This window comes from Ruegeria sp. YKSE079 (genome assembly GCF_059612845.1).
In genome coordinates this window covers 166111-191234 of record NZ_JBXWRJ010000005.1, presented here as the reverse complement: position 1 = coordinate 191234, position 25124 = coordinate 166111, and the positions used below count along the sequence as shown (strand labels likewise).

Below are 25124 nucleotides of genomic sequence, written 5' to 3'. Positions count from 1 at the left end.
ATTGGATTATTCCGGCCGTTTCCGGCGTCGTTCGACGACGTCTTGCGCCAATTGCCGTGTGTAGGATTCCAGTTCTGCCAACGCCTTATCCGCGGCCGGAGCGTCGCATGCATCAAGTGCATCCGCGATACGGGTGTGCAGAGCAATGATTGCTTCGCGCGATCGGGCCGTGAAGGTGATCATGTTCATCAGAGGCTGCATCGCCTCGACGGCTCCGGCGAGCTGATAGGACAGAACCGGATTTCCGGCGCCATCAACCAGCGCCCGATGAAACGCCACGTCCGAGGCGCAAAACGCCTCGTCGGTCAAACCGGGCTGTGATTGGCGAAAAATCTCGGCCCGCATTGTCGCCAGTTGGTCAGCCGTCCGACGCGTCGCCGACAACGGCGCACAAGCACGCTCCAGCGCATAACGGGCTTCGCAGGCAGTATCGAAGCTGACGGCGTTCATCGACAGCAACAGCGTAGAAGTGGTAATCTGTTGGGAATAGGCGTCTTCAAAACTCAGACGGTTTACGAAAGCCCCCCCGGTTGCCCCACGTTGAGTTCGGATCAGGGATTGTGCCGCGAGCCGTTTTAGTGCCTCTCGTACGGTCGGTCGCGACACCTGAAATTGATCCGCCAGTTCCGCTTCGGACGGCAACCGCGCGTCGACAATCAATGCACCGGAGACGATGGCGTCTTTGATGGCCTGGGCGATCTGGGCTGACAGATCGGCGGGGTTTTGCGGATCAATTTTCATGTGCACGTCATTTTTTATTTGTCTGACATTTAAAAGTCTGACATTTGAATTGCAAGAACTGAGTCGGGAGTGAGGAGGGGATAGCCGTGCTGTCGAGTCGCATTCGCGCCATGTCCGCGCCTCACTGGTTGGGGTTGTTTGCGGTGATCGTAACCGCCTGGACGTTGCTGTATCTTATGGCCGTTCCGTCCGAAATACGCCAGTTTGCATCTGTCTATGGCGGCGAATTCTGGGCCAGCTTGTGCATCGTAACACCGGATACAGCCGGATTTGCGCGTTTGATCGCCATGTGGGTCTTGATGTCTGCGGCGATGATGGCACCTACCGTTTTGCCCGCCTTGGCAACTTACGAAGAACTCGGTCAGACCGGTGCTCCGGTGCGGATGCCGCGGTTGCTGGGCGGATATCTGTCGGTCTGGATTGGGTTCTCCGTTGCTGCTGCGTTGCTGCAGTTTGGTCTCTATCAAGTCGGATTGCTTGATCCGTTGGGACAAAGCGGCAGTGTCTGGTTGTCCGCCAGTCTGCTGGCCATCGCGGGCCTTTATCAGTTTTCTCCGATCAAGGATGCCTGCCTGGAAAAATGTCGCTCGCCCATGATGTTCTTTTTGGCGCATTGGGATGAAGGGCCGTGGCGCAACGGGATCAGGTTGGGGTTGGTCTGTCTGGGTTGCTGCTGGGCGCTCATGCTGTTGGCGTTTGTCGGAGGTGTCATGAACCTGGCGTTCATGGGGTTGGCGACCGCGATAATGATTATCGAGAAAATGCCCGATCTCGGGCGCTGGATTACCCGACCGTTGGGCGCGCTGCTTCTTGCGACCGCCGCGGCGATCGGTTTCGGATTGATCTAAGGAGGAATACTCATGGCAAACGACCGTTTGGAAGTGGTTGAAAAAATCGACAGCCGTCATCCTGCCGCGGAACGCAAGGATCCCGGCCTGACGCCTTGGACGATCAAGGGTGAACTGGTGTTGAACTGCAATTGCACTGTGTTTTGCCCCTGCGTGGTATCGTTGGGCAAGCATCCACCGACCGAAGGACATTGCCAGACCTGGGGCGGTGTTCGGATCGACAGCGGTCACTATGGGGACGAGGATTTGTCCGGTCTAAACATCGGGTTGCTCATCGAAATACCGGGCATGATGTCGCGCGGCAACTGGAAGGCCGCCGTGTTCATCGATGATCGCGCAAGCCACGCTGCGTTCGAGGGTCTGGTCAAAATCTTTTCTGGGCAGGCGAAGGGAACGACCGGCCTGTTCTCGGTTTTGGTGGGTGAGTTTCTTGGGGCCGAACGGCAGCCGGTTACGTATGTCAACGAAGGCAAGAACCGCCACATCACGGTGGGCCGAAAAATCCAGGGCACTGTCTTCCCGGTCCAGGGCAAGGACAAGGATACGGATATCGTGATCTCGAACACGGAATACTGGATGGGGCCGGACATCACAGTCGCCACGGCCTCGAAGGGCAAGGTGCGGGCCTTTGGCCGGGTCTGGGATTTTGACGGGCGTTCCGCTGAAATCTGCCAGATCGACTGGCACGGACCAAAGTGATGATCTCGGCAGCGTATGCGCGCGAATTGGCCCGCTATAATTGCTGGCAAAACAGCCAGTTGGTGAGCTTTTTTGATGCGTTGAGCGCCGATGAACTGACCCGAGATCGGGGAGCGTTCTTCAGCTCGATCCTTGGAACGGCGAACCACCTGCTCTGGGGGGATACAATTTGGATGTCGCGCTTTGATGGCGGTCCGGGACCCGAAGGTGGTATTCCTCACAGTGCTGCGCTGCATAGCGAATTGGCCACATGGTTGCCCGCGCGGCGTGAGATGGATGATCGGATCGTCAAATGGGCGGACAGATTGAACGATCAAGCTCTGGCAGGGAAAATCACGTGGTACTCGGGAGTCGCGAAGCGCGAGATCAGCAAGCCCGTGGCGATGGTGATCATCCATTTTTTCAACCATCAGACCCATCATAGGGGGCAAATTCACAAAATGCTGACAGAGACCGGTTCCAAGGCACCGGTCAGCGATCTGATCTTCATGCCGACGGAGTTCTGATATGGCCGTTATTTTTCCTAACCGTCGTGTCCGAAAGACGCCGTTCACACCTGGGGTCGAAGCCCAAGGTGTCGGCGGCTACACGGTCTACAACCACATGTTGCTGCCGACTTTCTTTGAAAGCGTCGAGGCGGACTGCGCACATCTCAAGCAACATGTACAGGTTTGGGATGTCGCCTGTGAGAGGCAGGTCGAGATAAAAGGGCCGGATGCTCTGCGGCTGATGAAGATGCTCAGCCCGCGCGACATGGGCAGTATGGCGGCGGATCAATGCTATTACGTTCCGACGGTTGATCACAACGGTGGCATGTTGAACGATCCTGTGGCCGTGAAACTGGCAGAAGATCACTATTGGCTGTCGGTCGCTGACGGTGATCTGTGGCAATTTGCTTTGGGCATCGCCGTTGCACTGGGTTTGGACGTGGAGGTTGACGAACCGGATGTGTCTCCTCTGGCGGTTCAAGGCCCCAAGGCCGATGAGTTGATGGCGCGTGTCTTTGGCGACGCCGTGCGGGATATCCGTTTCTTCCGCTACAAAAAGCTCCGGTTCGAGGATCGTGAGTTCGTGGTCGCACGGTCAGGTTGGTCCAAACAAGGCGGATTCGAGGTTTATGTCGAAGGCGAAGAATACGGCATGCCGTTGTGGAACGCCCTGTTTGCGGCCGGACGTGACTTGCAGGTGCGTGCCGGATGTCCCAACGGAATAGAAAGGGTCGAAAGCGGGCTATTGAGCTTTGGCTCGGACATGCGGCGCGAGAATACACCGTATGAATGTGGGTTGGGACGATTCTGCAACTCTCCCGAGGACTACATCGGCAAGGCCGCTTTGGCCGAGCAGGCGCGTAACGGACCGCCGCGACAGATCCGGCCCCTGGTGATCGAGGGCGAGATTGGACCCTGCACAGGGTCCTGGCCGTTGGTGGCCAACGGTGGCAGTGTGGGACAGGTCGCGTCGGCTGTGTTCTCGCCTGAATTTCAGGTGAATGTGGCAATAGGCATGGTTGATCGCGCCTGTTGGGAACCGGGAACTCGTATCGAGGTTTTAACGGAACACGGTATGCGATGGGCTGTCGTGCAGGACCGGTTTTGGCGTTAAAATAGGGTACGTCAATTTCTTGGAGAGAAAGAAGAGCGGACTGTAACCCGGAAATGAAAAGGGAAGATTGAGATGTTCAATGCGTTGGTTGTGGAAAAAGACGAGCAAAGCGGAAAGACCAGTGCGTCCGTAAAGCAGATCGCTGTGGATGATCTGCCGAATGGCGAGGTTCTGGTAGCTGTCGATTTCTCTACTGTGAACTACAAGGACGGGTTGTGCATCGGACCGGGCGGGGGGCTTGTTCGCAAGTACCCGCATGTTCCGGGAATCGATTTTGCGGGGACGGTCGAGCAAAGTTCCGATGATCGTTACAAACCCGGTGACAAAGTGGTTCTGACCGGTTGGCGCGTGGGTGAGGCGCATTGGGGCGGGTACGGGCAAAAAGCTCGGGTGTTGGCTGATTGGTTGGTTCCATTGCCTGCGGGGTTGGATACGCGCCAGGCGATGGCGGTCGGAACCGCAGGACTTACGTCGATGCTTGCTGTCATGGCGTTGGAGGATCACGGTCTGCAAAAGGATCACGGGCCGGTTCTGGTTACCGGGGCGGCAGGAGGCGTCGGCAGTGTGGCAACCGCCATTCTGGCCAATCTCGGCTATGAAGTCGCGGCTGTGACTGGTCGTCCGGAGCAAGAAGCGTATCTCAGGGGGTTGGGTGCGACCCAGGTTGTCGGACGGGATGAATTCAGTGAAACCACGCGCAAGCCATTGGAAAGCGAAACCTGGGCCGGCTGCGTCGATGCCGTTGCCGGTGTGATGCTGGGGCGGGTCTTAAAGCAGATGAAATATGGCGCATCCGTTGCCGCCATTGGTCTGGCTGGAGGAGCGGTAATCGAGGGCGCGTTAATCACGCCATTCATACTGCGCGGCGTGAACCTGCTCGGTATCGACAGTGTGATGCAACCTTATGCCAACCGCGTACGAGCATGGAATCGCATCGCCTCTGACCTGCCCTTGGATAAGCTTGAGGAAATGATCCAGCCTGCGACACTCGGAGATCTGCCAAAACTGGGCGGAGATATCCTGAAAGGTCAGGTCAAAGGTCGCGTCGTAGTGGATGTGAACGCTTAGGTTCGTCCTAATTTGGTGACCCGTCGACCAAAAAGGGTCGGGCGGGTCACGTCCCTTGTTATTGTGAAATTCGGCGAGTCCTCTCGCAATTGCGAGAATTCCCGGCCATGATTGCTATACATCCCATTTGTGATGGCTTATCACCCATCCCAACAGCACCTGAATTCGGGGAGTGAGCAGCATGTCTGATGATTTTGAACTGGATACCAAAGATCTGCAGCGCCGCATGGACGGCGCGATGGCCAACCTGCGTACAGAATTCGCCTCGCTGCGAACGGGGCGTGCGTCCGCCTCGATGTTGGAGCCGATCATGGTCGATGCCTATGGCGCGTTGACCCCGATCAACCAGGTTGGCACCGTGAATGTCCCTGAGCCGCGAATGGTTACCGTAAATGTCTGGGACAAATCGTTGGTTGGAAAAGTGGAAAAAGCCATTCGTGAAAGTGGATTGGGAATCAATCCGCAACTCAATGGCACCATCATAATGTTGCCGATCCCCGAGCTGAACGAAGAGCGTCGTCGTGAGTTGGGCAAGGTTGCGGGGCAATATGCGGAACATGCCCGCGTTGCCATTCGAAACGTGCGCCGAGACGGGATGGACCAGATCAAGAAAGCTAAGAACGACAATGCGGTCTCGGAAGATGACCAGAAGTTCTGGGAAGCCGAAGTGCAGGAACTGACCGACAAGATGATCAAGACCGTGGACGACGCGTTGGAGCATAAACAAGCGGAAATCATGCAGGTCTGAGCGGCACCATGCCAAAAGATCCCATAAGCGAACCGGCCGTGGGGCCACGTCATGTCGCCATCATAATGGATGGCAATGGGCGTTGGGCGCAGGCCAGGGGGCGACCAAGGCTGTTTGGTCACCATGCGGGTGCAAAACGTGTCCGTGAAGTGGTTGAGGCGTGCCCTGATCTTGGCATCAAGTATTTGACGATTTTTGCTTTCTCAACCGAAAACTGGAAGCGTACGCAGGCGGAAGTCGCCGGGTTGATGAGTCTTTTCCGTCGTTATATTGCCAAGGAAACAATGGCGCTGGATGCGAAAGGCGTTCGGGTTCGTTTTATTGGCGATCGGGTTCGATTGGATGAAAAGCTGATTTTGCTAATGGACACGCTGGAGGAAAGAACCAGGGAAAACAAAGGCGTGAACCTTACAATTGCGCTCAACTATGGTGGCCGGGATGAGGTGTCGCGGGCTACGAAGCGTCTGGCACAAGACGTCGCCGATGGTCGGTTGAAACCCGATGACGTCGACGAAGAGACGCTGCCCAAATACCTGGATACACATGTTTTACCGGACCCGGATCTGGTGATCCGAACCAGCGGCGAGGCGCGAATCTCCAACTTCCTTCTCTGGCAGTCCGCCTATGCCGAGTATGAGTTTATCGATACATTGTGGCCGGATTTTACGGCCAGCGAACTTGAGCGCCTGTGCCGGAGTTATGGTGCACGCGACCGCCGTTTTGGGGCCGTTAAGGTATGAATGATGGGCGTTGGTCGGATCTGACGGCTCGCGTTATTTCGGCCATGGTTCTGGTTACTGTCGGGGCGGTCGAAGTGTGGCTTGGTGGGCTATGGTTCGAGTCCTTTATCGCGGCGGCGTCGGCACTTATGATTTGGGAGCTTGCTCGGATGATCTCTCCCGATCATCGTGGGGTTGCGCTTCAACTCGCGCTTGTGACTGGCTTAGCGGTTTTCATAAGCTACCACCTTCCGCCCGTTTTCCGTCTGCCGGTTCTGTTGGCCCCTGCTCTGGTCGGAGCAGGACAGGTCGGTCGAGAGAAGGGCATTTATTTAGTATTCGCGTTCTGGATCGCCGCGTCGGGATTGGGCTTCATCCTCATCCGCGAAGGCTTGGGGTTCGGCTGGATTCTTTGGTTGATCGCCGTTGTAGTGGCTACCGATGTGGCCGGGTATTTTGCTGGGAAGGCTATTGGAGGCCCCAAGTTCTGGCCTCGTGTCAGTCCCAAAAAAACCTGGTCCGGAACCGCCGGCGGATGGATCGCAGCTGGGCTTGTTGGCGCAGTATTCTCTGTTTATGCGGGGATTGGTCCTGGTTTGATTGTCATGTCTGTCATGACGTCCATGGCCAGCCAGTTCGGGGATATTGCCGAAAGCGCTTTGAAGCGCAGGCTGGGTGTCAAGGACAGCTCCAATCTAATTCCGGGGCATGGCGGTTTTCTGGATCGCTTTGATGGTATGATGGGTGCGGCCGTATTTGTCTTGTTGGCAGGGCTCATTTATGAGCCCGGGGTGATGTAATGCGAAAGGTCACGATTTTCGGCGCCACCGGGTCGATTGGTCAAAGCACCATCGATTTGATTGATCGTGATGTGGACGCTTATGACATCGTCGCTCTGACCGGCGGTGCGAATGTTAAGCGTTTGGCTGAAGACGCCCAGCGTTTGCGCGCGGACGTCGCGATTACTGCCTACGAAGAATGCCTGCCGGAACTGCGCCACGCTTTGGCCGGCACCGGTGTCGAAGCGGCGGCGGGGCAGGCAGCGTTGGACGAGGCCGCGTCCAGGCCGGCTGACTGGGTCATGTCAGCGATCGTCGGTGCCGCGGGGCTGGCACCGGGGCTCGAGGCGCTGAAACAAGGTGCTACGCTGGCACTCGCCAACAAGGAAACGCTGGTTTGTGCCGGTAAATTGGTGTTGGAAACTGCCAAAGCTCACAATGCAAGTCTGCTGCCGGTCGACAGCGAACACTCGGCGGTGTTTCAGGCGTTGGTTGGCGAGGATATTGAAGCGGTCGAACGAGTCATTATTACGGCAAGTGGTGGAGCGTTTCGAGACTGGTCGATGGAAGACCTGAAGCAGGCGACAGTGGAACAGGCTTCACGGCATCCGAACTGGAATATGGGTCAGCGGATTACCATTGATAGCGCCTCCATGTTCAACAAGGCGCTTGAACTTATCGAAACAAGAGAGTTTTTCGGTGTTGACCCATCGCAGATCGAAGTCGTCGTCCATCCAGAATCCATGGTGCACGCTTTGGTTGGGTTTCGTGACGGCGCATTGATGGCGCACTTGGGAGCGCCTGACATGCGCCACGCCATCGGTTATGCATTGCATTGGCCGGAACGACGCGAATTGCCAGTTGATCGTCTGGATCTGACAAAACTTGAGCGGTTGCATTTTCGTCAACCGGACGAAACGCGGTATCCCGCACTTCGACTGGCGCGCGAAGTGATGGAACGAGGGGGCTTGGCAGGCGCTGTTTTCAATGCGGCTAAAGAGCGAGCCTTGGATCTCTTCATAGCGCGCAAAGTCGGGTTTCTGGAGATGGCTGCCATCGTTGAAAGCGTTCTTGACAGATTTGAGGGCGCTTCAGGTCTTATTGACGCCCCAATGACCCTTGATAACGTTAAGCAAACAGACCATCTGGCACGTAGGTGGACAGATGACGCGATGCTGAAACGAGCAGGATAAAAACTTGGATATCATCACTCTGATCCCGCAATTTGGCGGATTTATGTATACGATTCTGGCCTTTGTCGTGGCGCTGTCTGTTATTGTGGCCGTGCACGAATATGGCCACTATATCGTTGGCCGTTGGACCGGCATACACGCCGAAGTGTTTTCCCTGGGTTTCGGACCGGTCTTGTGGAGTCGGATGGACAAGCATGGCACGCGTTGGCAGATCGCGGCCCTGCCATTTGGTGGCTACGTCAAATTCCTGGGGGATGCCAACGCGGCATCGGGCAAGGATGGCGAGTCAATGGCCGAGATCTATCGCAACAATCCGGATGATATCCGCCACACCATGCACGGCGCACCGCTTTGGGCGCGTACAGCAACTGTTGCCGCTGGGCCGGTCTTCAATTTTATTATGTCGATAATCGTATTCGGTTTGATATTCATGTTTCAGGGGCAGGCCAAAAGCCCCCTGACTGTGGGAGAATTGTTCCCGTTGCCGAACACGGTTCAAGAGTTGCGGATCGGCGACGAAATCAGAGCAATCAATGGAGTAGATACACCGGATTTCGACCAAAGCGCCCAATGGTCCGGATTTGTCGACAGCCTGCCTGAGTCCGCGTCTTTGGACTACACGGTTCTACGGGATGGACAAGAACTGGTTGTCAAAGGTCCTTGGCTGTTTCCACCTTTGATTCAACAAGTTGCCCCGCGCAGCGCGGCGATGGACATTGAGTTGGAACCGGGGGACGTTATTCTGTCCGTTGATGGCGATCCGATCTTTGCCTTTTCTCAGTTGAAAGAGCGCGTCGAAACGTCCGATGGACGCGTATTGCTGTTGGATGTCTGGCGGGACGGGCAAACGCACGAATTCGCGTTGGCACCCAGACGTACGGATGAGCCGCAACCCGAAGGCGGGTTTGTCACGCACTGGCGGATTGGGATTGTTGGCGGGATGATGCTGGAGCCTGCCACCGAACCAACCGGTTTTCTGACAGCACTCGGCAACGGCGCTGCACAGACGATGAGAATTGTCGAAGGGTCATTGTCTGGCATATGGCACATGATCACTGGTGCGATCAGCACCTGCAATATTTCCGGACCGATCGGTATTGCGGAAACATCCGGCGCCATGGCCAGCCAGGGGGCGCAAAGTTTCATTTGGTTCATCGCTGTTTTGTCGACCGCAGTTGGAATGCTGAATCTGTTCCCGATCCCGGCGTTGGATGGGGGGCATCTGGTGTTTTATGCCTACGAAGCCATTGCCGGACGTCCACCCAGTGATGCGGCGTTGAAGGTGTTGATGGGGGTCGGGATCACGTTGATCCTGTCATTGATGGTGTTTTCCCTTAGCAATGACTTGTTCTGCTGAGTAAATGGAACAGTGGCGATACGCCTCAATTCCGCCTCAGTAATGCCTCATTCCAAAGCTAGGCTGGCTCAACTGAACCACATCATTCTGTCGATCAAACCATGATTCATTCTCTGCAAACTTCGTATCGCGGCATCAGCCTCATCATGTCTTTGAACTGGGATAGGTTTCTCAGTTTTGGAGCGATTGCGCTGGCACTAGCGGCAGGAGCGTATGTGCTGAGCCTCTGATTCTTTGTTATGAGCAATCCCGAACCGCGCGACCTTTTGGTCGCGCTTTGCTTTTGTGGTTTTGACAACATGCAGATATCCCGGTAGTGACCATTCTAGGGCCACAAAAACTTGGATTGATAACATGAGTGACGGCAGAGGCGCGCGCACATCCTGCGATCGAAACACGGTGCATAGCTATATCTTGTTGCGCGCTGTACTTTCTATTTTTCTGGTCTTTGCTGCGGCCAGCTTCTCTACAACCGGGGCCGCACTGGCGCAAACATACACTTTCAACTCGATCCAGGTCGAAGGCAATCAGCGTATTGATGACACAACCGTTGTTTCGCGTGCCGGCATAGAACGGGGGCAGGAAGTGACCGCTGGACAGTTGAATGACGCCTTTCAGCGTCTGCTTGACAGTGGTGTTTTTGAGACAGTCGAACTCACGCCTCGTGGCAATACCTTGGTTATTTCGGTCAAAGAAAACCCGACGATCAACAAGATCAGTTTCGAAGGCAATCGACGCATCAACGACGACCGTTTGCAGGAAGTGATCCAGTCCGAGTCGCGCAGGGTGTTCACACCCGAACAGGCTGAAAAAGACGCAAATTTGATTGCCGAGATTTACTCGGCACAGGGGCGGGTCGCGGCAACTGTCGTTCCAAGGATCATCAGGCGCAGCGATAACCGCGTCGATCTGGTTTTCGAAATCGCCGAGGGCGATACGATCGAGATCGAAAGAGTTAGCTTTGTTGGCAACCGCGTTTATTCCGACCGCCGCTTGCGCAGGGTCTTGGAAACCAAGCAGGCCGGTCTTTTACGGGCCTTTTTCCGCTCGGATACCTTCATTGCGGATCGCATTGAGTTCGACAAACAAGTGCTTCGCGATTTCTACCTGTCGCGCGGATATGTTGATTTCCGCGTCAACAGCGCCAACGTGGAATTCACCCGTGAACGCGATGCGTTCTTTCTGGTCATGAACGTGACAGAGGGCCAGCAGTTCAAGTTCGGCAATGTTTCGGTGGTTAGCGAAATCCCTGGTGTTGATGCGGCACCATATCAGGCTGCGCTGAAGATCAAGCCGGGTGTGATTTATTCACCATCGCATGTTGAGAACTCGTTAGTTCGGTTGGAGAGGCTTGGTCTGAAGCAGGGAGTGGACTTTCTGCGTGTCGAGCCTCGCGTGACTCGGAACGATAGAAATTTGACGCTGGATGTCACCTTCGCACTGGTCAAAGGACCGCGCATCTTTGTCGAGCGGATCGACATTGAGGGGAATACCACAACACTTGATCGCGTGATCCGCCGGCAGTTCGACACCGTGGAAGGTGATCCATTCAACCCGCGTGAAATCCGTCAAAGCGCAGAACGAATTCGCGCTTTGGGTTTCTTTTCGACCGCTGACGTTGAGACCCGCGAAGGAACGTCACCAAGTCAGGTAATTGTTGACGTGGACGTTGAAGAACAGCCAACTGGTTCGCTCAACCTTGGTGGCAGCTACTCGATTTCGGATGGTTTTGGTGTTGCGGTCGGCCTTCAGGAAACCAACTTCCTTGGGCGCGGTCAAACACTTGGCCTGACCTTGTCGACCGCACAGGACTCTGAGCAATATGCAATCAATTTCTCGGAACCATATCTGTTGGGCCGTCGTTTGCGGTTCGACCTGGGTTTGGGTTTGGCCAGGCAAAACTCGAGCTTTGCGAACTATGACACCAAGCGTGTTTTCTTCAATCCGTCCCTGAGTTATGCGATCGGCGAGCTTTCTACGCTTACCCTGCGCTACAGTTGGGATGATAGCGAAATGATCTCGCGGGAAGATCAGGCTGTCGGTAGTGTTATTCAGTCGGAAATCAATCAGGGTGAATTGACTTCGAGCTCATTGGGCCTGTCATACACCTATGACAGCCGTATTGGCGGTTTGAACCCGAATGCCGGTGTGCTGTTCCAGGTTGGTGTAGATGCAGCCGGTTTGGGTGGTGACAATGAATACATCAAAACCACTGCCAGGGCTGTTGCTCAGCAAAGGGTTCTGAATGAAGAAGTGACGCTGCGCGCCGACTTGGAAGTAGGGGCTCTTTCCTGGAGTGGGGACAACTTTAGCCGTACTATCGACCGCTTCATCCTGGGGCCCAACACGTTCCGTGGTTTTGAACCAGCCGGGATCGGGCCGCGCGATCTGTCCAACGGCCAGGATGACGCCATTGGAGGCAACTATTACTGGGTCGCGCGTTTCGAGGCGGATTTCCCGTTGGGATTGCCGGAGGAGCTTGGGCTGCGTGGCGGTGTGTTTTATGACGTGGGGAACCTCTACAATCTGGACAACGTGAATACCGCTGGCGGCAATATCGTTGGGGCGGATGGCTCGGTTCGCCATGTGATCGGGTTGTCATTCCTTTGGACTACAGGTTTCGGGCCGCTACGCTTCAACTTCTCAAAGGCACTCAAAAAGGAAGACTTCGACAAGGAGCAGAGCTTTGACCTGACAATTCAGGCACGGTTCTGAGGCCGAATGAACACCTATGTTCGCCAGTTTCTGACACAAGGCCCGATTTGGGCCTTGTGTTTGTTTCTGGTTCACTACTCTCCCTTTCCAGTCAATGCGCAACAGCTCGGTTTGCCCGAGAAAGACATCCTTACGATATCCAGTGAAAAACTCTTTTCTGAATCGGCTTTCGGGCGGCGGGTTATCGAGGAGATTGAGGCAGAAGGAGCGATGCTCGCCGCCGAGAACGAACGGATCATCGCCGACCTGAGCCGCGAAGAAAAAGAACTGACCGAACTGCGTCGTGACATGGAACCCGATGCGTTTCGCGAACTGGCGGATGCATTTGACAATAAGGTCCAATCACACCGGGATGGGCAAAAGGCGAAACTGGATGCGCTTACAGCGAGAACGGATCGAGCGCGGGCCATGTTTCGAGAGTTGGTAAGACCTGTTCTTGCCCGCCTCATGCAGGATACCGGGGCAGGAGTGATCCTGGAACGCTCGAATGTGTTTTTAAGCTCGGACGCAACGGATATCACCGATTTGGCAATCGCCCGTATCAATGCCGCGATTGGTGACGGGCGAGAGTTGGAAAACCGCGATACGGAGTAGGTACGCTTGCCCTAACCGAACTGTATTGCTAACCACGCATGAAAGACATCCAGAACAGGAAAATCGCGCCATGACCACGGAAACCAAGAGTGCAGACATCCAGCTGATTCAGCGTATTCTGCCGCATCGCTATCCGTTTCTGCTGGTCGACAAGGTTGTCGGTATCAAGGGCTACCACTCAGCAGTGGGCATCAAGAACGTCACAATGAACGAGCCGCATTTTCAGGGACATTTCCCCGGAACCCCGATTATGCCCGGCGTGACGATTGTCGAGGCGATGGCACAGACGGCAGGGGTAATGCTGGGGGTCGGCATGAACGTCATCGACAGCGAACTGCTGATTTATTTCATGAATATCGACAAGTGCAAATTCCGGCGCAAGGTTGTGCCAGGCGACGTATTGGAAATGCATGTCGAAACCGTGCGCGGCAAGGTTGGTGGCAAGATTTTCAAATTCAGCGGACGCGCAACCGTGGATGGAGAAGTGGCTGCCGAAGCCGAGTTTTCGGCTTATGTCGATTGGGATATGGAAAAAACGACATGAGCCGTGTTCACCCCAGCGCTATTGTTGAAGACGGCGCAGCCATCGGTCGGGACTGTGTGATTGGTCCTTTTTGCTATGTTGGGCCGCAGGTCAACTTGGCTGATCGGGTAGAGTTAAAATCCCATGTCGTTGTCACCGGTGAAACCTCGGTCGGAGAAGATACAGTCATCTTCAATTTCGCGGTGATTGGTGAAATCCCACAGGATTTGAAGTTCCAGGGCGAAAATACGCGGCTGGAAATCGGCAAACGAAACCGCATCCGCGAGCATGTCACTGTCAATTCCGGTACCGTGGGTGGCGGCGGTGTTACCAGGATCGGCGATGATTGTTTGTTGATGGCGGGTGTCCACGTGGCTCACGACGTGCAGATCGGCAACCGTGTCATCATGGTCAATCACGCAGGTGCGGCTGGTCACTGTATCATCGAAGATGACGTGATCGTGGGCGGTATCTCGGGATTGCATCAATGGGTGCGCGTCGGTCGGGGCGCGATTATCGGAGCGCTTACAATGGTTCCCAATGACGTGATCCCTTACGGATTGGTTCAGGGGCCACGTGGGGTACTTGATGGTCTCAATCTGGTTGGGCTCAAGCGACGTGGCGTTCCACGCGAGGATATTTCCGCGCTGCGTGCAGCGTTTCGTGAGCTTTCCGAAGGTGGAGGGACGTTCATGGAGCGCGCCAAACGCGTTGGAGAGACGAGTCACAGCGAATACGTGCAAAGGATCGTTGATTTCGTGACCGGCGATACCGACCGCTCCTTCCTGACGCCGGGAAAATGACCTCATGTTGGCACTGATCGCAGGAACTGGTGCCTTGCCGGACGAGTTGGTGGCCAGATTGCCCGAGCGCCCTCTGATATGCGCGTTGGAGGGGTTCGAACCTGACCAAATGCCGGTCGACAAGTTGTTCCCTCTAGAGCAGTTGGGAAGTTTTATTGCCGATCTCTTGGCCCAGGGCGTGACCGAGGTTTGTATGGCGGGTACAGTACGCCGACCGGTAATCGATCCCAAGCGGATCGATGCGCAAACTCTTCCGCTTGTGCCGGTTCTTCAGCGAGCGATCATGTCCGGCGATGACGGTGCATTGCGGGCAGTTATCGGTATCTTCGAGGATTCAGGGTTGCAGGTGCGGGCCGCGCACGAGCTTGCCCCGGATATTCTGCCGCCTTTGGGGTGTTTGACGGATGCGTTACCATCCGATGAAGATTTGGCGGATGCCGATCGGGGTGCGGGCATTCTGAGGGCAATGAGTGCAGCGGATATCGGCCAGGCCTGCGTCGTTCTGCATGGGCAAGCATTGGCAATAGAAGGCGTGTTTGGCACAAACTGGATGCTGGAGTCGTTGACGCAACGTCCTGATGCGGGTGGTGGTGTCCTGTTCAAGGCACCGAAACCGGATCAGGACCGGCGGGTCGATTTGCCTGTCATTGGCCCTGACACTGTAACCGCTGCTGTTGTGGCTGGACTGTCTGGTATCGTGATTGAAAAAGGCGGGGTTATGGTTCTGGATCGTAAAACCGTGGTCGAAGAATGCAACCGCCTTGGCCTGTTCCTGCTGGTGCGGGAGCGTGCGGTCTGATGCGGGTCTTCCTGCTGGCTGGTGAACCATCCGGTGACCGGTTGGGCGGGGCCCTGATGGAGGGCCTGAAAACTCTCGACCCTGGGATGGCGTTCGATGGGATTGGCGGCCCCCTGATGGAGGCGAATGGCCTGGTCAGTCGGTTTCCCATGGCGGAACTCAGTGTCATGGGCTTGGTAGAGGTTCTTCCGAAGTTCTTTCATCTCAAACGTCGTATCGCCGAGACTGCACAGGCGGTATTGGACACCAAGCCGGACGTCATGATCACCATCGACAGCCCGGATTTTTCGCTGCGTGTGGCAAAACGGGTCAAAGCAGAAAGCGACATTCGCACAGTTCACTATGTGGCCCCCAGCGTCTGGGCCTGGCGGCCTGGACGGGCAGGCAAGATGGCAAAGGTCATTGATCACGTTCTGGCTTTGTTACCGTTCGAGCCGCCCTTCATGGAGCGTGCAGGGATGGAGTGCGATTTCGTCGGGCATCCGGTCGTCAGCGAACCTGTCGCCACTGCTGAAGACGTTGCCGAATTTCGAGCCGCCTATGATCTGGGCGAAGCTCCGCTTCTGCTGGTGCTGCCTGGTTCACGTCGCGGCGAAATAGACAGGCTGGCTCCCATATTCGGCGAAGCGCAACGGTTGTTTCTGAAAGATAAGCCGGAAATGCGTGTAGTGGTCCCGGTGGTGGCCCACATGGCCGAGCACGTAGCAACCCAAATAACGGACTGGCCAGGAAAGCCGGTCATTTTGGATCCACGTAAAACCGACGCGGTTCAGGCCGGGGCCTATAAACGCGCGAGTTTTGCTGCCGCCGAACTGGCGCTGGCCGCATCTGGGACTGTTTCGTTAGAGTTGGCCGCTCAGGCCACACCGATGGTAATTGCATATAAACTCAGTTGGCTGACACAGAAATTGGCCGAAAGAATGGTCAATCTTGATACTGTTACGTTGGTCAATCTGGTGAGTGAAAGTCGCACGGTTCCGGAATGTCTGGGACCGGCCTGCCAGCCGTCGGAAATCGCCGACCAATTGCGACAGGTGCATTCCAATCCGCGATCTCAGGCCGACGCGATGAGAGTCACGATGGAACGTCTGGGACGAGGTGGCGAAGCGCCGGGTCTCCGGGCGGCACGGGCCGTTCTGGAGCGAATGAAGAGGTAAGGGTTCGGTTTGCCTTTTGAATCAGCCTCTGTAGTCTTCAACCAGATTCTAGCCACGTTGGAGGACTTCGCCGCGGATCTGTTGCAAACTTTTCGGTGGTTCAAAGCCAACGCTCAAGTTGGGTTTATTCATCCTGTGAGCTCCGCAAATTGACGGAATCCGTTTGTCGAAGGTCCGAGTTGACCGTTTCGGATCATGTTGGCCACCTCGATGCCCGCGCGTGTTGCTGATGCTGAGATGAAGCATTTGAACCCGAGCACAGGTCTCGTGAGCCGCTTGATGAAACGATGATCCCGCTCGACGATGGTGTTGAGGTATTTCGATCTAACGGTGTCGATCTTAACAGGTATCTGCAACCGCCTGAAAATCTTGTTCACTCCCTTGAACCCGGCGGTGTTACTACGACTTTCGTCAATTCTGGTCCGTTTTTGGACGCCATTATGAAACAGCGCGTAGGCGAAGAATTTCATTGCAGTTTTCGTGTCGCGCTTCGTTGACAACAATTAATCAAGGGTTTGACCGTCACCGTCACCGTCGACGGCCCGGCACAAATAAACCCATTCACCACGAACTTACACGTAGACCTCATCCATGCGCCACGTTTCCGCTGTCCTGATCTTCCTTTTCGGCGCTATCTGATCGACCTGAGGGGAGAGCTTCACGACCCAGCGGTTCAGCGTCGCATGATCAACCGACACGCCACGTTCCGCCAAAATCTCTTCCAAGTCACGGTGCAGGACGCCGCCCCGGACATGGAAATAGACCGCGAACAAGATGACCAATTGCGGATAGTGTGCACCTTTTACGTTGATCATTGGCATGCCTGAACAGTGCCGCAGTCAAATCAACTGTCGGATCAAACCGCGCGAAGGTGCAATACGCCGGCCAGAGTATGCGACAGATCCGGAAAAGCTGAAAAGGACCACACCGGGTCAGTCCTCAGCGGGAACTTACGCAATTCAATAACCGCGCCAGATCCAACCGCCGCCAAAGATGCGGCTGCCGCCCGTTTCATAAAATACACAGGCTTGTCCGGGTGAAATTCCTTCCTCGGGCGTCAATAGCTCGACTTCGGCGGTCGTGCCCGAAAGCGGGCGCAGGATGGCTTCTCGTGGTGGGCGGGTCGACCGGACCTTGACGGACATATGCCATTCAGAGCGCGAAGTGAAAGGGTCATCGCCAAGCCAGTTGATTTCCCGCACGGGTACAGTGCGGGTTGCAAGCAGGTCTTTCGGGCCAACCACCACGTGTTTTTTGTCCACGTCAAGTCGGACCACATAAAGTGGCTCTTCAAGTCCGCCAATTCCCAAGCCTCTGCGCTGGCCGATCGTATAGTGGATAACACCGTTGTGCTGGCCCAGCGCTCGCCCGTCGGCATGGACAATCTCGCCCGGTTCTGCTGCTCCGGGGCGGAGTTTCTCGATCACACTTGCATAATTTCCATTTGGAACGAAACAGATGTCCTGACTGTCCGGTTTATCCGCAACCGCCAGACCATATTGCGCCGCCATTTCCCGTGTCGCGTTCTTTGATGGCAGATGCCCCAGCGGAAATCGCAGAAAGTCCAACTGTTCCGGCGTGGTGGAAAAAAGGAAATAGGATTGGTCCCTGTTTGCGTCTTCGGCGCAATGAAGCTCTGCACCTCCAGGTCCCATCTTGCGTTGAATATAGTGGCCGGTTGCCATGCAATCGGCTTCAAGATCTTTTGCCGTCTCCAGCAAATCCTTGAACTTTACCCGTTCGTTGCAACGAATGCAGGGCACCGGCGTAGCCCCAGCCAGGTAACTGTCGGCGAATTCGTCGATGACGGCGTCTTTGAAAATGTTCTCATAGTCGAGAACATAGTGAGGAAATCCACGTTCCTCGGCCACACGGCGGGCGTCATGGATATCGATCCCGGCGCAGCACGCGCCCTTTTTGGCCAATGCTGCACCGTGGTCATATAGCTGGAGTGTCACGCCGACGACGTCATAGCCCTGATCTGCCAGATAGGCCGCAACTACGGAGCTGTCCACGCCGCCGGACATCGCGACCACAACACGAGTCTCCGAAGGCGGTTTGGCAAAGCCAAGAGAGTTGAGTGGGGTCTCGTGATCCAGAGCCATCAGAGCAATTCCAGTCCGGGTTTAGAAAGACCGGCAGAATATAGGAAAATCCTAGATACTCTCAAGAGGCGGTTTCACCTGAAGTTAAGTAGGCTGGGAAAAACTGGTGTATGACCAGATTGAGGAGCAGGCGATGTATTTGCATAAAGTCCAAGGTCCGCGTTCCGTTACCTTGCCGGATGGATCGATTCTGTCACGCGCTGACTTGCCGCCCGACGATACAACGCGCTGGGTCGCGTCCAGGAAAGCTATGGTCGTGCGTGCTGTCTTATATGGCCTCGTTACCATGTCCGAAGCGCAAAAGAAATACGGCCTGAGTGATGAGGAAATGAAAGGCTGGATTGCCGCAATTGCCGATCACGGAATCGACGCGTTGAAAGTGACAGCAATCAAAAAATATAGACAACCTAAAGGAGAAAGATAATATTTAAATCATCAGTAACGAGAGATTAACCATTCTTGATCAGGTTCGGTTTGAAGTTGGAGCAAGATTGAAGCGGAGAGATAGTAATGCGCATACTACTTGTTGAGGATGATCCTACGACCTCTAAAAGTATCGAGCTGATGCTGACGCATGCGAATCTGAATGTCTATGCCACCGATCTCGGGGAAGAGGGGATCGATCTGGCCAAGCTTTATGATTACGATCTTATTCTTTTGGATTTGAACTTGCCGGATATGACCGGGCACGAAGTTCTTCGTCAGTTGCGTATAGCTCGGGTGGAGACGCCAATTCTGATCTTGTCAGGAGCGGATGACACGGAAAGCAAAATCAAAGGCTTCGGGTTTGGCGCTGACGACTATCTGACCAAACCGTTTCATCGGGAAGAATTGGTGGCGCGTATCCACGCCATTATTCGCCGCTCCAAGGGGCATTCCCAATCGATTATCCGAACGGGGCGGGTTTCAGTCAACTTGGACGCAAAGACTGTCGAGGTAGATGAAAAGTCGGTTCATCTGACTGGCAAGGAATATCAAATGTTGGAATTGCTGAGTTTGCGAAAAGGAACCACCCTGACCAAGGAGATGTTTCTTAACCATCTTTATGGTGGGATGGACGAGCCGGAGTTGAAAATCATCGATGTATTCATTTGCAAGCTGCGCAAGAAGCTGAGCAATGCGACCGGCGGAGAAAACTATATCGAAACGGTTTGGGGGCGTGGTTACGTCCTTCGCGATCCGCAAACCAGACCGCTCGACAATGTCAGATTGGCTGTCAACGCCTGAACGTTTGAAAATACCGTCCCTGAGGTCCCGGACGGAAACGCCACTCACGACACGGCACATCTGGACCTGAACATGGCCTCGCCCTATCACTGGTGATCAAGATCGAGCAACAGGGCGGGGCCATGAACGACACTCTACCGGTGGAAAAATTGACCCGGGCTCAGGCCCAGGAAGAACTGGCGCGTCTTTCGGCCCTGTTACACCGGGCGAACGAACTCTATCATGTTCTCGACGCACCAGAGATTTCCGATGCGGAATACGATGCTCTAAAGCGCCGCAATTCGGAAATCGAAGCCCGGTTCCCGGGGCTCAAGCGTATGGACAGCCCGACTGAGTTGATCGGCGCGAGGGCAAGCGACGGGTTTGCCAAGGTTACCCACGCGGTTCGGATGCTGTCGCTGGGAAATGCATTCGACGACGACGATGTGACAGATTTCGACCGTTCAATCCGAAAATACCTCGGAGTAGGTGACGAGACGTCACTCAGCTATACTGCGGAACCAAAGATAGACGGGCTGTCCTTGTCCTTGCGCTATGAGAACGGAGACCTGGTTCAGGCTGCAACGCGGGGTGATGGAGAGATCGGTGAAAATGTCACTGCGAATGCCCGGACGGTCCCGGACATCCCGCACCGACTGAACGGTGCTCCCGCCGTTCTTGAAGTGCGAGGTGAAGTCTACATGTCGCATGCCGATTTCGAGGCGCTCAATGCGCGTCAGGCGGAAGTCGGGGGCAAGCTTTTTGCCAACCCACGCAACGCAGCCGCCGGGTCGCTGCGGCAACTGGATGCCGAGATCACGCGCGCACGCCCCTTGCAGTTCTTTGCCTATTCCTGGGGTGAGGTGTCTGAACCACTGGGCGATACTCAGATGCGCGCAATTGGACGGTTGGATCAGTTGGGGTTTCAGACCAACCCGTTGACCCGACTTTGTGAAACGACCAGGGACATGATTGCGCACTACCGCGAGATCGAGGCGCAGCGGGCGACCTTGGGTTACGATATCGACGGTGTGGTCTATAAGATTAATGATCTTTCCCTGCAGGCGCGATTGGGATTCCGTTCGACAACACCCCGTTGGGCGATTGCGCATAAATTCCCTGCCGAACTCGCTTGGACCCGATTGGAATCAATCGACATTCAGGTAGGCCGGACCGGCGCGCTCAGCCCAGTGGCGCGCCTGTCACCGGTGACGGTTGGCGGTGTAGTCGTCTCGAACGCAACATTGCACAACGAAGACTACATTGCCGGTCGGGATGCCAAGGGAGGATCCATTCGCGGTGGCAAGGACATTCGCGTGGGCGACTGGGTGCAGGTCTACCGCGCGGGAGACGTGATTCCCAAAGTGGCAGATGTCGATCTTGCCAAACGTCCGGCCGGGGCCGAGCCTTTTGTTTTTCCGCTCAGGTGTCCGGAATGTGGCAGCGACGCAATCCGCGAGGACGGGGATGCAGTCCGCCGCTGTGTGGGGGGTATAATTTGCCCTGCACAAGCCGTCGAAAAGCTGAAGCATTTTGTTTCGCGCAAGGCGTTTGACATCGAGGGGCTAGGGGCCAAGCAGATTGAAATGTTTTACGACGATCCCGATTTGCCGGTGAAAACTCCGGTCGACATCTTCACGCTGCACGATCGGGATGCGGCCAACCTGACCAAACTCGCCAAGCGAAAAGGTTGGGGTGCACAGAGTGCCGCAAACCTCTGGGCGGCGATTGATGAAAAACGTACCATACCCTTCGGACGCCTACTGTTTGCCCTGGGTATCCGGCATGTCGGCGAGGCAGCGTCGAACTTGATTGCCAACCACTACAGCACCTGGCCGGAGTTCGAGCGTTCGATTACTGCGGCCGCTGGTTTCGAGGGACCGGATTGGGAAAACCTGTTGAGCATTGACGGTGTCGGAGAGGTCATGGCGCGGGCGCTGGTCTCGGCCTTTGCACAACCGGCAGAGCGTGAAACCATCGATGCTCTGGTGGCCCAGCTTACGGTGTTGGATGCGAAACGCCCCGATACATCCGGCAGCCCCGTAGCCGGGAAAACTGTGGTGTTTACCGGCACTTTGGAAAAGATGACACGTGCCGAAGCCAAAGCGCGGGCCGAAGCGCTGGGGGCTAAGGTTGCCGGATCGGTCAGCAAGAAAACGGATCTGCTTGTCGCCGGGCCCGGTGCCGGATCAAAGGCAAAAAAAGCCGCCGAACTCGGTATCGAGACGCTGGACGAAGACGGTTGGCTGCAGCTGATCGAAAGCGCATGAAGGGGCGACCAGAACAGCTTTTCCCGCTTTTTGCCGGGGTGGAGACGCTGGAAGGAGTGGGGCCGAAAACAGCGCAGCTTTTCGGCCATCTCGACATCGAGACGCCGAGGGATCTGTTGTTTTCCTTGCCTTATGCCGTAGTTGACCGTCGGCGCCGGGATACGATCAAAGGGGCAGAGTTCCCGTCTACGCTGACTGTTGAAATCACAGTGGGCGCGCATCGGCCTCCACGAACCAAGGGAGGAGCCTACCGAATCCATGTCGAGGATTCACAAACAGATTTTCAACTGGTCTTCTTTCATGCCCGCGGTGACTATCTGAAAAAGATCCTTCCCCAAGGTGCGCGCCGCGTCGTGTCAGGCAAGCTGGAACTGTTCGACGGCATGGCGCAAATGGTGCACCCGGATCATATGTTGCCGGTAGAAGAGGCAGACGATATTCCGGATTTCGAACCGGTTTATCACCTTACGCAGGGTGTGACGCAAAAGACGGCCTTCAAGGCCGCGCAAAGCGCTTTGGCGCGGACACCGGACCTGTCGGAATGGATTGATCCGGCTCAGTTGGCCAAGGAGGGCTGGCCCAACTGGCAGGCGGCAATAAGGGCAGCACATGAACCCAGCGGGCTGGATGACGTGGTTCCCACCGCTCCGGCCCGCGCACGGCTGGCCTATGACGAATTGCTTGCTCATCAGTTGACTTTGGCGCTTGCCCGTCAGCGCGAGCGAAAGTCGCGCGGATTGATCAGTGTCGGAACAGGCATTCTGCAATCCAAGGTTTTGGGCAGTCTCCCGTACCGGCCTACAGGCGCGCAAGTGCGAGCCATGGAAGAAATCGCCGCAGACATGGCTGCACCAACTCGCATGAACCGTCTGTTGCAGGGGGACGTCGGGGCAGGCAAGACCCTGGTGGCGTTCATGGCGTTGTTGCTCGCGGTCGAGGCGGGCGGGCAAGGCGCAATGATGGCTCCGACCGAGATTCTTGCCCGGCAACATCTCGAAGGGTTGCGCCCATTGGCAGAAGACGCCGGCGTGGTGCTGGAGATCCTGACCGGTCGTGACAAAGGGGCAGAGCGCAAGGCCAAACTGGAGGCGCTCAAACGAGGTGACATTCACATTCTCGTCGGTACACACGCCGTGTTCCAAAGCGACGTGACGTTTCATGATCTTCGCCTCGCCATCGTCGACGAGCAGCATCGATTTGGTGTACGACAACGGATGGAACTGGCAGAAAAGGGTATCGCGGCAGATGTTCTGGTGATGACCGCAACGCCCATTCCGCGCAGCCTTGCACTCGCGCAGTACGGCGACATGGATGTTTCGGTTCTGGACGAAAAGCCACCGGGACGGAAGCCGATCAAAACGGCCATCATCAGTACCCAACGGCTGGACGATGTGGTGGACCACTTGCGCCGAGCCATTGCCGAAGGCCGCCAATGCTACTGGGTGTGTCCACTTGTTGACGAATCCGAAGTATCGGACCTGACCGCGGCCGAAGACCGCTTCAAACGTCTGCGTGCGGTGTTGGGCGATGGCGTGGTCGGGTTGGTGCATGGTCAAATGCCGCCAGCCGAAAAGGACGAGGCGATGGCCGCGTTTCAGGGGGGTGACACCAAGGTACTGGTGGCAACCACGGTGATCGAAGTTGGGGTGAACGTCCCGAATGCGTCGATCATGGTAATAGAGCGGGCCGAGATATTCGGCCTCGCACAATTGCATCAACTTCGCGGCCGTGTTGGACGTGGCGAGGCCGACTCGACCTGTTTGCTCATGTATCAGTCACCGCTGAGCGAAGGGGGCCGCAGACGTCTGGAGGTTCTGCGCGAGACTGAAGATGGGTTCAGGATTGCCGAAACGGACCTGCAAATGCGCGGCGCCGGAGATCTGATCGGAACCGCACAATCGGGGCTTCCCAAGTTCCGGATCGCGGACCTTGAGCGTCAAGCCGGCTTGATGGCGGTTGCGCAATCTGACGCTCGTTCGCTCCTGTTTTCAGACCCAGACTTGACGTCGGAACGGGGCAGGGCAGCTCGTGTTCTTTTGTGGCTGATGAAACAGGATCAGGCGATCCGTTTGATTTCAGTGGGTTAGGCAAAGAATCCCTTAAAGTTCACAAATGTTCTCAAAAAGTTCTTTACAGACCCGATGAAAAATGAGAACAAAAGGTCAACAAAGGATTAAACCTGACCGGAGGTGAGAGCATGCTGAAGCAGATCAAGACCGCATTGAACCGTTCGCAGGAAACGCTGCTGCAAGACGCTGTTGGCGCCGCTTCCCTGGTTGTGATGCTGATGGTTGCGCTCCACCTGCCCGGAGGTTTCTGACCCTTTCTGCCTGCGATCTCGTGCCGGCCGCCTGCATCTTTATCCCCATTTGGATGCCTGGGTAACGACCTGTCCCAAGACCCTTGAGAGGCCATGCCTCGGCCTCGAACTGGCTATCCGGATCCCTCGCGAGACACGCACAACCTGCCGCCGCCCTCTCCGCCCGGGAGGAGCGGCGGTTTTTTTCAAAGCTGGCCGGTCTCGAAGATATCAAGAAGAGCTGACAAAACGGAATGAGCGGCGACCGACGCCAGGATCATCCCCATCACGCGACTGACAATGGCCGATCCTGCGTGGCCGATCAGGCGAATGATCGGATCGGCCAAGAGCATCATGACGAACGCAATGGCGATCACCGTCAGCATGACCGCCGCCGTGATGGTTTGGTCGGCAACGCCGAACCTTGTGTTGTCGGTGAGGATGACAATCGCGAGCATTGCACCGGGAGAGGCAAGGGAAGGCACGGCAAGTGGGAATATGGCGGGATTTGGTTTCTGGATTTCCTCGGCGGTCTCTTCCTCTATCTGGCGCCGATCCGAGTTTGCCTTGCTCTCTCCAAAGATCATGGTGAGAGCGAACAGGAAAAGAATGATTCCACCTGCGACCTGGAACGAATTCAACCCTATATCCAGAGCTTCGATCAGCAATTGACCGAAGATCAGAAAAAACAAAAGGACCCCTGCACTCACAAGGGCGGCTTGAAATGCGGCCCATCGGCGCGCTCTGGCATCCAGCATTGCGGTCACGGCCACAAAAACAGGGATCGTACCAATGGGGTCGATAACCACCCAAAGGGTGACAAACGTCTCGAGAAGATCAGACATGAACTCCACCAACAAACTGGCCGCAGACTAGGCCGGTTTGTTCGCAAAATCCAT

Annotated in this window: 24 protein-coding genes and 1 pseudogene; 21 read left to right on the top strand and 4 right to left on the bottom strand. The window is 55.8% G+C overall.

The window, feature by feature from the left end:
- Window positions 1–6: 6 nt before the first annotated feature.
- Complete coding sequence (locus AC2FMY_RS06770; RefSeq protein ID WP_480748413.1) at window positions 7–741, bottom strand: FadR/GntR family transcriptional regulator; 735 nt, start codon at window positions 739–741, stop codon at window positions 7–9.
- Between the two features lie 110 nt (window positions 742–851).
- Between AC2FMY_RS06770 and AC2FMY_RS06765 the strand changes: the two genes are divergently transcribed.
- From AC2FMY_RS06765 to lpxB, 16 genes are all read left to right on the top strand, one after another.
- Window positions 852–1589, top strand: a complete 738-nt coding sequence (locus tag AC2FMY_RS06765; RefSeq protein WP_496743920.1) for a DUF2182 domain-containing protein — start codon at window positions 852–854, stop codon at window positions 1587–1589.
- 12 nt (window positions 1590–1601) lie between these two features.
- Entirely contained in the window at window positions 1602–2288 is a 687-nt protein-coding gene (locus AC2FMY_RS06760; protein ID WP_496743848.1) for a DUF1326 domain-containing protein, read from the top strand.
- On the top strand, window positions 2288–2794 hold the full coding sequence (locus tag AC2FMY_RS06755) for a DinB family protein (RefSeq protein ID WP_496743850.1): 507 nt from the start codon (window positions 2288–2290) through the stop codon (window positions 2792–2794). The genes AC2FMY_RS06760 and AC2FMY_RS06755 overlap by 1 nt, the downstream gene beginning before the upstream one ends.
- A gap of 1 nt (window position 2795) precedes the next feature.
- The gene (locus tag AC2FMY_RS06750; protein WP_496743852.1) at window positions 2796–3890 is read left to right on the top strand and encodes a dimethylsulfoniopropionate demethylase; all 1095 of its coding nucleotides are present in this window, start codon (window positions 2796–2798) and stop codon (window positions 3888–3890) included.
- Between the two features lie 72 nt (window positions 3891–3962).
- Window positions 3963–4958: an acryloyl-CoA reductase gene (acuI, locus tag AC2FMY_RS06745; protein ID WP_496743854.1), complete on the top strand. Its 996-nt coding sequence runs from the start codon at window positions 3963–3965 to the stop codon at window positions 4956–4958.
- Window positions 4959–5139: 181 nt separating this feature from the next.
- Complete coding sequence (gene frr, locus AC2FMY_RS06740) at window positions 5140–5706, top strand: ribosome recycling factor (protein ID WP_480748418.1); 567 nt, start codon at window positions 5140–5142, stop codon at window positions 5704–5706.
- Between the two features lie 8 nt (window positions 5707–5714).
- Window positions 5715–6446, top strand: a complete 732-nt coding sequence (gene uppS, locus AC2FMY_RS06735; protein WP_480748419.1) for an undecaprenyl pyrophosphate synthase — start codon at window positions 5715–5717, stop codon at window positions 6444–6446.
- The gene (locus AC2FMY_RS06730; RefSeq protein WP_480748420.1) at window positions 6443–7225 is read left to right on the top strand and encodes a phosphatidate cytidylyltransferase; all 783 of its coding nucleotides are present in this window, start codon (window positions 6443–6445) and stop codon (window positions 7223–7225) included. The genes uppS and AC2FMY_RS06730 overlap by 4 nt, the downstream gene beginning before the upstream one ends.
- Entirely contained in the window at window positions 7225–8397 is a 1173-nt protein-coding gene (gene dxr / locus AC2FMY_RS06725; protein ID WP_496743856.1) for a 1-deoxy-D-xylulose-5-phosphate reductoisomerase, read from the top strand. Before AC2FMY_RS06730 ends, dxr begins: the two co-directional genes overlap by 1 nt.
- 4 nt (window positions 8398–8401) lie before the next feature.
- A complete protein-coding gene (gene rseP / locus AC2FMY_RS06720) occupies window positions 8402–9754 on the top strand; it encodes an RIP metalloprotease RseP (RefSeq protein ID WP_496743858.1) in 1353 nt (450 codons plus the stop codon).
- A gap of 354 nt (window positions 9755–10108) precedes the next feature.
- Window positions 10109–12469, top strand: coding sequence for an outer membrane protein assembly factor BamA (gene bamA / locus AC2FMY_RS06715; protein WP_496807157.1), 2361 nt, complete (start codon window positions 10109–10111; stop codon window positions 12467–12469).
- A 6-nt stretch (window positions 12470–12475) separates the two neighbouring features.
- Window positions 12476–13063 (top strand): OmpH/Skp family outer membrane protein, encoded by a 588-nt coding sequence (locus AC2FMY_RS06710; RefSeq protein WP_480748424.1) that lies wholly within the window; start codon window positions 12476–12478, stop codon window positions 13061–13063.
- Window positions 13064–13133: 70 nt separating this feature from the next.
- Window positions 13134–13607 carry a 3-hydroxyacyl-ACP dehydratase FabZ gene (gene fabZ, locus AC2FMY_RS06705; RefSeq protein ID WP_496807156.1) on the top strand — a complete coding sequence of 158 codons (474 nt, stop codon included), beginning with the start codon at window positions 13134–13136 and terminating at the stop codon, window positions 13605–13607.
- On the top strand, window positions 13604–14389 hold the full coding sequence (lpxA, locus tag AC2FMY_RS06700) for an acyl-ACP--UDP-N-acetylglucosamine O-acyltransferase (RefSeq protein WP_480748426.1): 786 nt from the start codon (window positions 13604–13606) through the stop codon (window positions 14387–14389). The genes fabZ and lpxA overlap by 4 nt, the downstream gene beginning before the upstream one ends.
- 4 nt (window positions 14390–14393) lie before the next feature.
- Complete coding sequence (locus AC2FMY_RS06695) at window positions 14394–15188, top strand: LpxI family protein (RefSeq protein WP_480748427.1); 795 nt, start codon at window positions 14394–14396, stop codon at window positions 15186–15188.
- A complete protein-coding gene (gene lpxB / locus AC2FMY_RS06690) occupies window positions 15188–16345 on the top strand; it encodes a lipid-A-disaccharide synthase (RefSeq protein WP_480748428.1) in 1158 nt (385 codons plus the stop codon). Before AC2FMY_RS06695 ends, lpxB begins: the two co-directional genes overlap by 1 nt.
- Before the next feature lie 128 nt (window positions 16346–16473).
- Here the strand turns inward: lpxB and AC2FMY_RS06685 are convergent.
- Window positions 16474–17160, bottom strand: a pseudogene (locus tag AC2FMY_RS06685) (IS6 family transposase).
- A 144-nt stretch (window positions 17161–17304) separates the two neighbouring features.
- Window positions 17305–18450: a tRNA 2-thiouridine(34) synthase MnmA gene (mnmA, locus tag AC2FMY_RS06680; protein ID WP_496743864.1), complete on the bottom strand. Its 1146-nt coding sequence runs from the start codon at window positions 18448–18450 to the stop codon at window positions 17305–17307.
- A 133-nt stretch (window positions 18451–18583) separates the two neighbouring features.
- Here mnmA and sciP point away from each other — a divergent pair, with 133 nt between their 5' ends.
- The 5 genes from sciP to AC2FMY_RS06655 all read left to right on the top strand — a co-directional run bounded on the left by sciP (window position 18584) and on the right by AC2FMY_RS06655 (window position 24246).
- Window positions 18584–18874: a CtrA inhibitor SciP gene (sciP, locus tag AC2FMY_RS06675; RefSeq protein ID WP_480750998.1), complete on the top strand. Its 291-nt coding sequence runs from the start codon at window positions 18584–18586 to the stop codon at window positions 18872–18874.
- 86 nt (window positions 18875–18960) lie between these two features.
- Window positions 18961–19677 (top strand): response regulator transcription factor CtrA, encoded by a 717-nt coding sequence (ctrA, locus tag AC2FMY_RS06670; RefSeq protein WP_496743866.1) that lies wholly within the window; start codon window positions 18961–18963, stop codon window positions 19675–19677.
- A 122-nt stretch (window positions 19678–19799) separates the two neighbouring features.
- Window positions 19800–21926 carry an NAD-dependent DNA ligase LigA gene (gene ligA / locus AC2FMY_RS06665; RefSeq protein ID WP_496743868.1) on the top strand — a complete coding sequence of 709 codons (2127 nt, stop codon included), beginning with the start codon at window positions 19800–19802 and terminating at the stop codon, window positions 21924–21926.
- Window positions 21923–24013, top strand: a complete 2091-nt coding sequence (recG, locus tag AC2FMY_RS06660; protein WP_496743922.1) for an ATP-dependent DNA helicase RecG — start codon at window positions 21923–21925, stop codon at window positions 24011–24013. Before ligA ends, recG begins: the two co-directional genes overlap by 4 nt.
- A gap of 110 nt (window positions 24014–24123) precedes the next feature.
- Window positions 24124–24246, top strand: coding sequence for a hypothetical protein (locus AC2FMY_RS06655; RefSeq protein WP_480750870.1), 123 nt, complete (start codon window positions 24124–24126; stop codon window positions 24244–24246).
- A 185-nt stretch (window positions 24247–24431) separates the two neighbouring features.
- On the opposite strand, the gene AC2FMY_RS06650 is transcribed toward AC2FMY_RS06655, so the two are convergent.
- Window positions 24432–25070: a MarC family protein gene (locus tag AC2FMY_RS06650; protein ID WP_496743870.1), complete on the bottom strand. Its 639-nt coding sequence runs from the start codon at window positions 25068–25070 to the stop codon at window positions 24432–24434.
- Window positions 25071–25124: the final 54 nt, after the last annotated feature.

What these genes read in the sequence shown, in the direction of transcription:
- AC2FMY_RS06770 (WP_480748413.1), bottom strand. Translation starts at nt 741, where the DNA reads ATGAAAATTGATCCGCAAAACCCCGCCGATCTGTCAGCCCAGATCGCC.
- AC2FMY_RS06765 (WP_496743920.1), top strand. Translation starts at nt 852, where the DNA reads ATGTCCGCGCCTCACTGGTTGGGGTTGTTTGCGGTGATCGTAACCGCC.
- AC2FMY_RS06760 (WP_496743848.1), top strand. Translation starts at nt 1,602, where the DNA reads ATGGCAAACGACCGTTTGGAAGTGGTTGAAAAAATCGACAGCCGTCAT.
- AC2FMY_RS06755 (WP_496743850.1), top strand. Translation starts at nt 2,288, where the DNA reads ATGATCTCGGCAGCGTATGCGCGCGAATTGGCCCGCTATAATTGCTGG.
- AC2FMY_RS06750 (WP_496743852.1), top strand. Translation starts at nt 2,796, where the DNA reads ATGGCCGTTATTTTTCCTAACCGTCGTGTCCGAAAGACGCCGTTCACA.
- acuI (WP_496743854.1), top strand. Translation starts at nt 3,963, where the DNA reads ATGTTCAATGCGTTGGTTGTGGAAAAAGACGAGCAAAGCGGAAAGACC.
- frr (WP_480748418.1), top strand. Translation starts at nt 5,140, where the DNA reads ATGTCTGATGATTTTGAACTGGATACCAAAGATCTGCAGCGCCGCATG.
- uppS (WP_480748419.1), top strand. Translation starts at nt 5,715, where the DNA reads ATGCCAAAAGATCCCATAAGCGAACCGGCCGTGGGGCCACGTCATGTC.
- AC2FMY_RS06730 (WP_480748420.1), top strand. Translation starts at nt 6,443, where the DNA reads ATGAATGATGGGCGTTGGTCGGATCTGACGGCTCGCGTTATTTCGGCC.
- dxr (WP_496743856.1), top strand. Translation starts at nt 7,225, where the DNA reads ATGCGAAAGGTCACGATTTTCGGCGCCACCGGGTCGATTGGTCAAAGC.
- bamA (WP_496807157.1), top strand. Translation starts at nt 10,109, where the DNA reads ATGAGTGACGGCAGAGGCGCGCGCACATCCTGCGATCGAAACACGGTG.
- AC2FMY_RS06710 (WP_480748424.1), top strand. Translation starts at nt 12,476, where the DNA reads ATGAACACCTATGTTCGCCAGTTTCTGACACAAGGCCCGATTTGGGCC.
- fabZ (WP_496807156.1), top strand. Translation starts at nt 13,134, where the DNA reads ATGACCACGGAAACCAAGAGTGCAGACATCCAGCTGATTCAGCGTATT.
- lpxA (WP_480748426.1), top strand. Translation starts at nt 13,604, where the DNA reads ATGAGCCGTGTTCACCCCAGCGCTATTGTTGAAGACGGCGCAGCCATC.
- AC2FMY_RS06695 (WP_480748427.1), top strand. Translation starts at nt 14,394, where the DNA reads ATGTTGGCACTGATCGCAGGAACTGGTGCCTTGCCGGACGAGTTGGTG.
- lpxB (WP_480748428.1), top strand. Translation starts at nt 15,188, where the DNA reads ATGCGGGTCTTCCTGCTGGCTGGTGAACCATCCGGTGACCGGTTGGGC.
- mnmA (WP_496743864.1), bottom strand. Translation starts at nt 18,450, where the DNA reads ATGGCTCTGGATCACGAGACCCCACTCAACTCTCTTGGCTTTGCCAAA.
- sciP (WP_480750998.1), top strand. Translation starts at nt 18,584, where the DNA reads ATGTATTTGCATAAAGTCCAAGGTCCGCGTTCCGTTACCTTGCCGGAT.
- ctrA (WP_496743866.1), top strand. Translation starts at nt 18,961, where the DNA reads ATGCGCATACTACTTGTTGAGGATGATCCTACGACCTCTAAAAGTATC.
- ligA (WP_496743868.1), top strand. Translation starts at nt 19,800, where the DNA reads ATGAACGACACTCTACCGGTGGAAAAATTGACCCGGGCTCAGGCCCAG.
- recG (WP_496743922.1), top strand. Translation starts at nt 21,923, where the DNA reads ATGAAGGGGCGACCAGAACAGCTTTTCCCGCTTTTTGCCGGGGTGGAG.
- AC2FMY_RS06655 (WP_480750870.1), top strand. Translation starts at nt 24,124, where the DNA reads ATGCTGAAGCAGATCAAGACCGCATTGAACCGTTCGCAGGAAACGCTG.
- AC2FMY_RS06650 (WP_496743870.1), bottom strand. Translation starts at nt 25,070, where the DNA reads ATGTCTGATCTTCTCGAGACGTTTGTCACCCTTTGGGTGGTTATCGAC.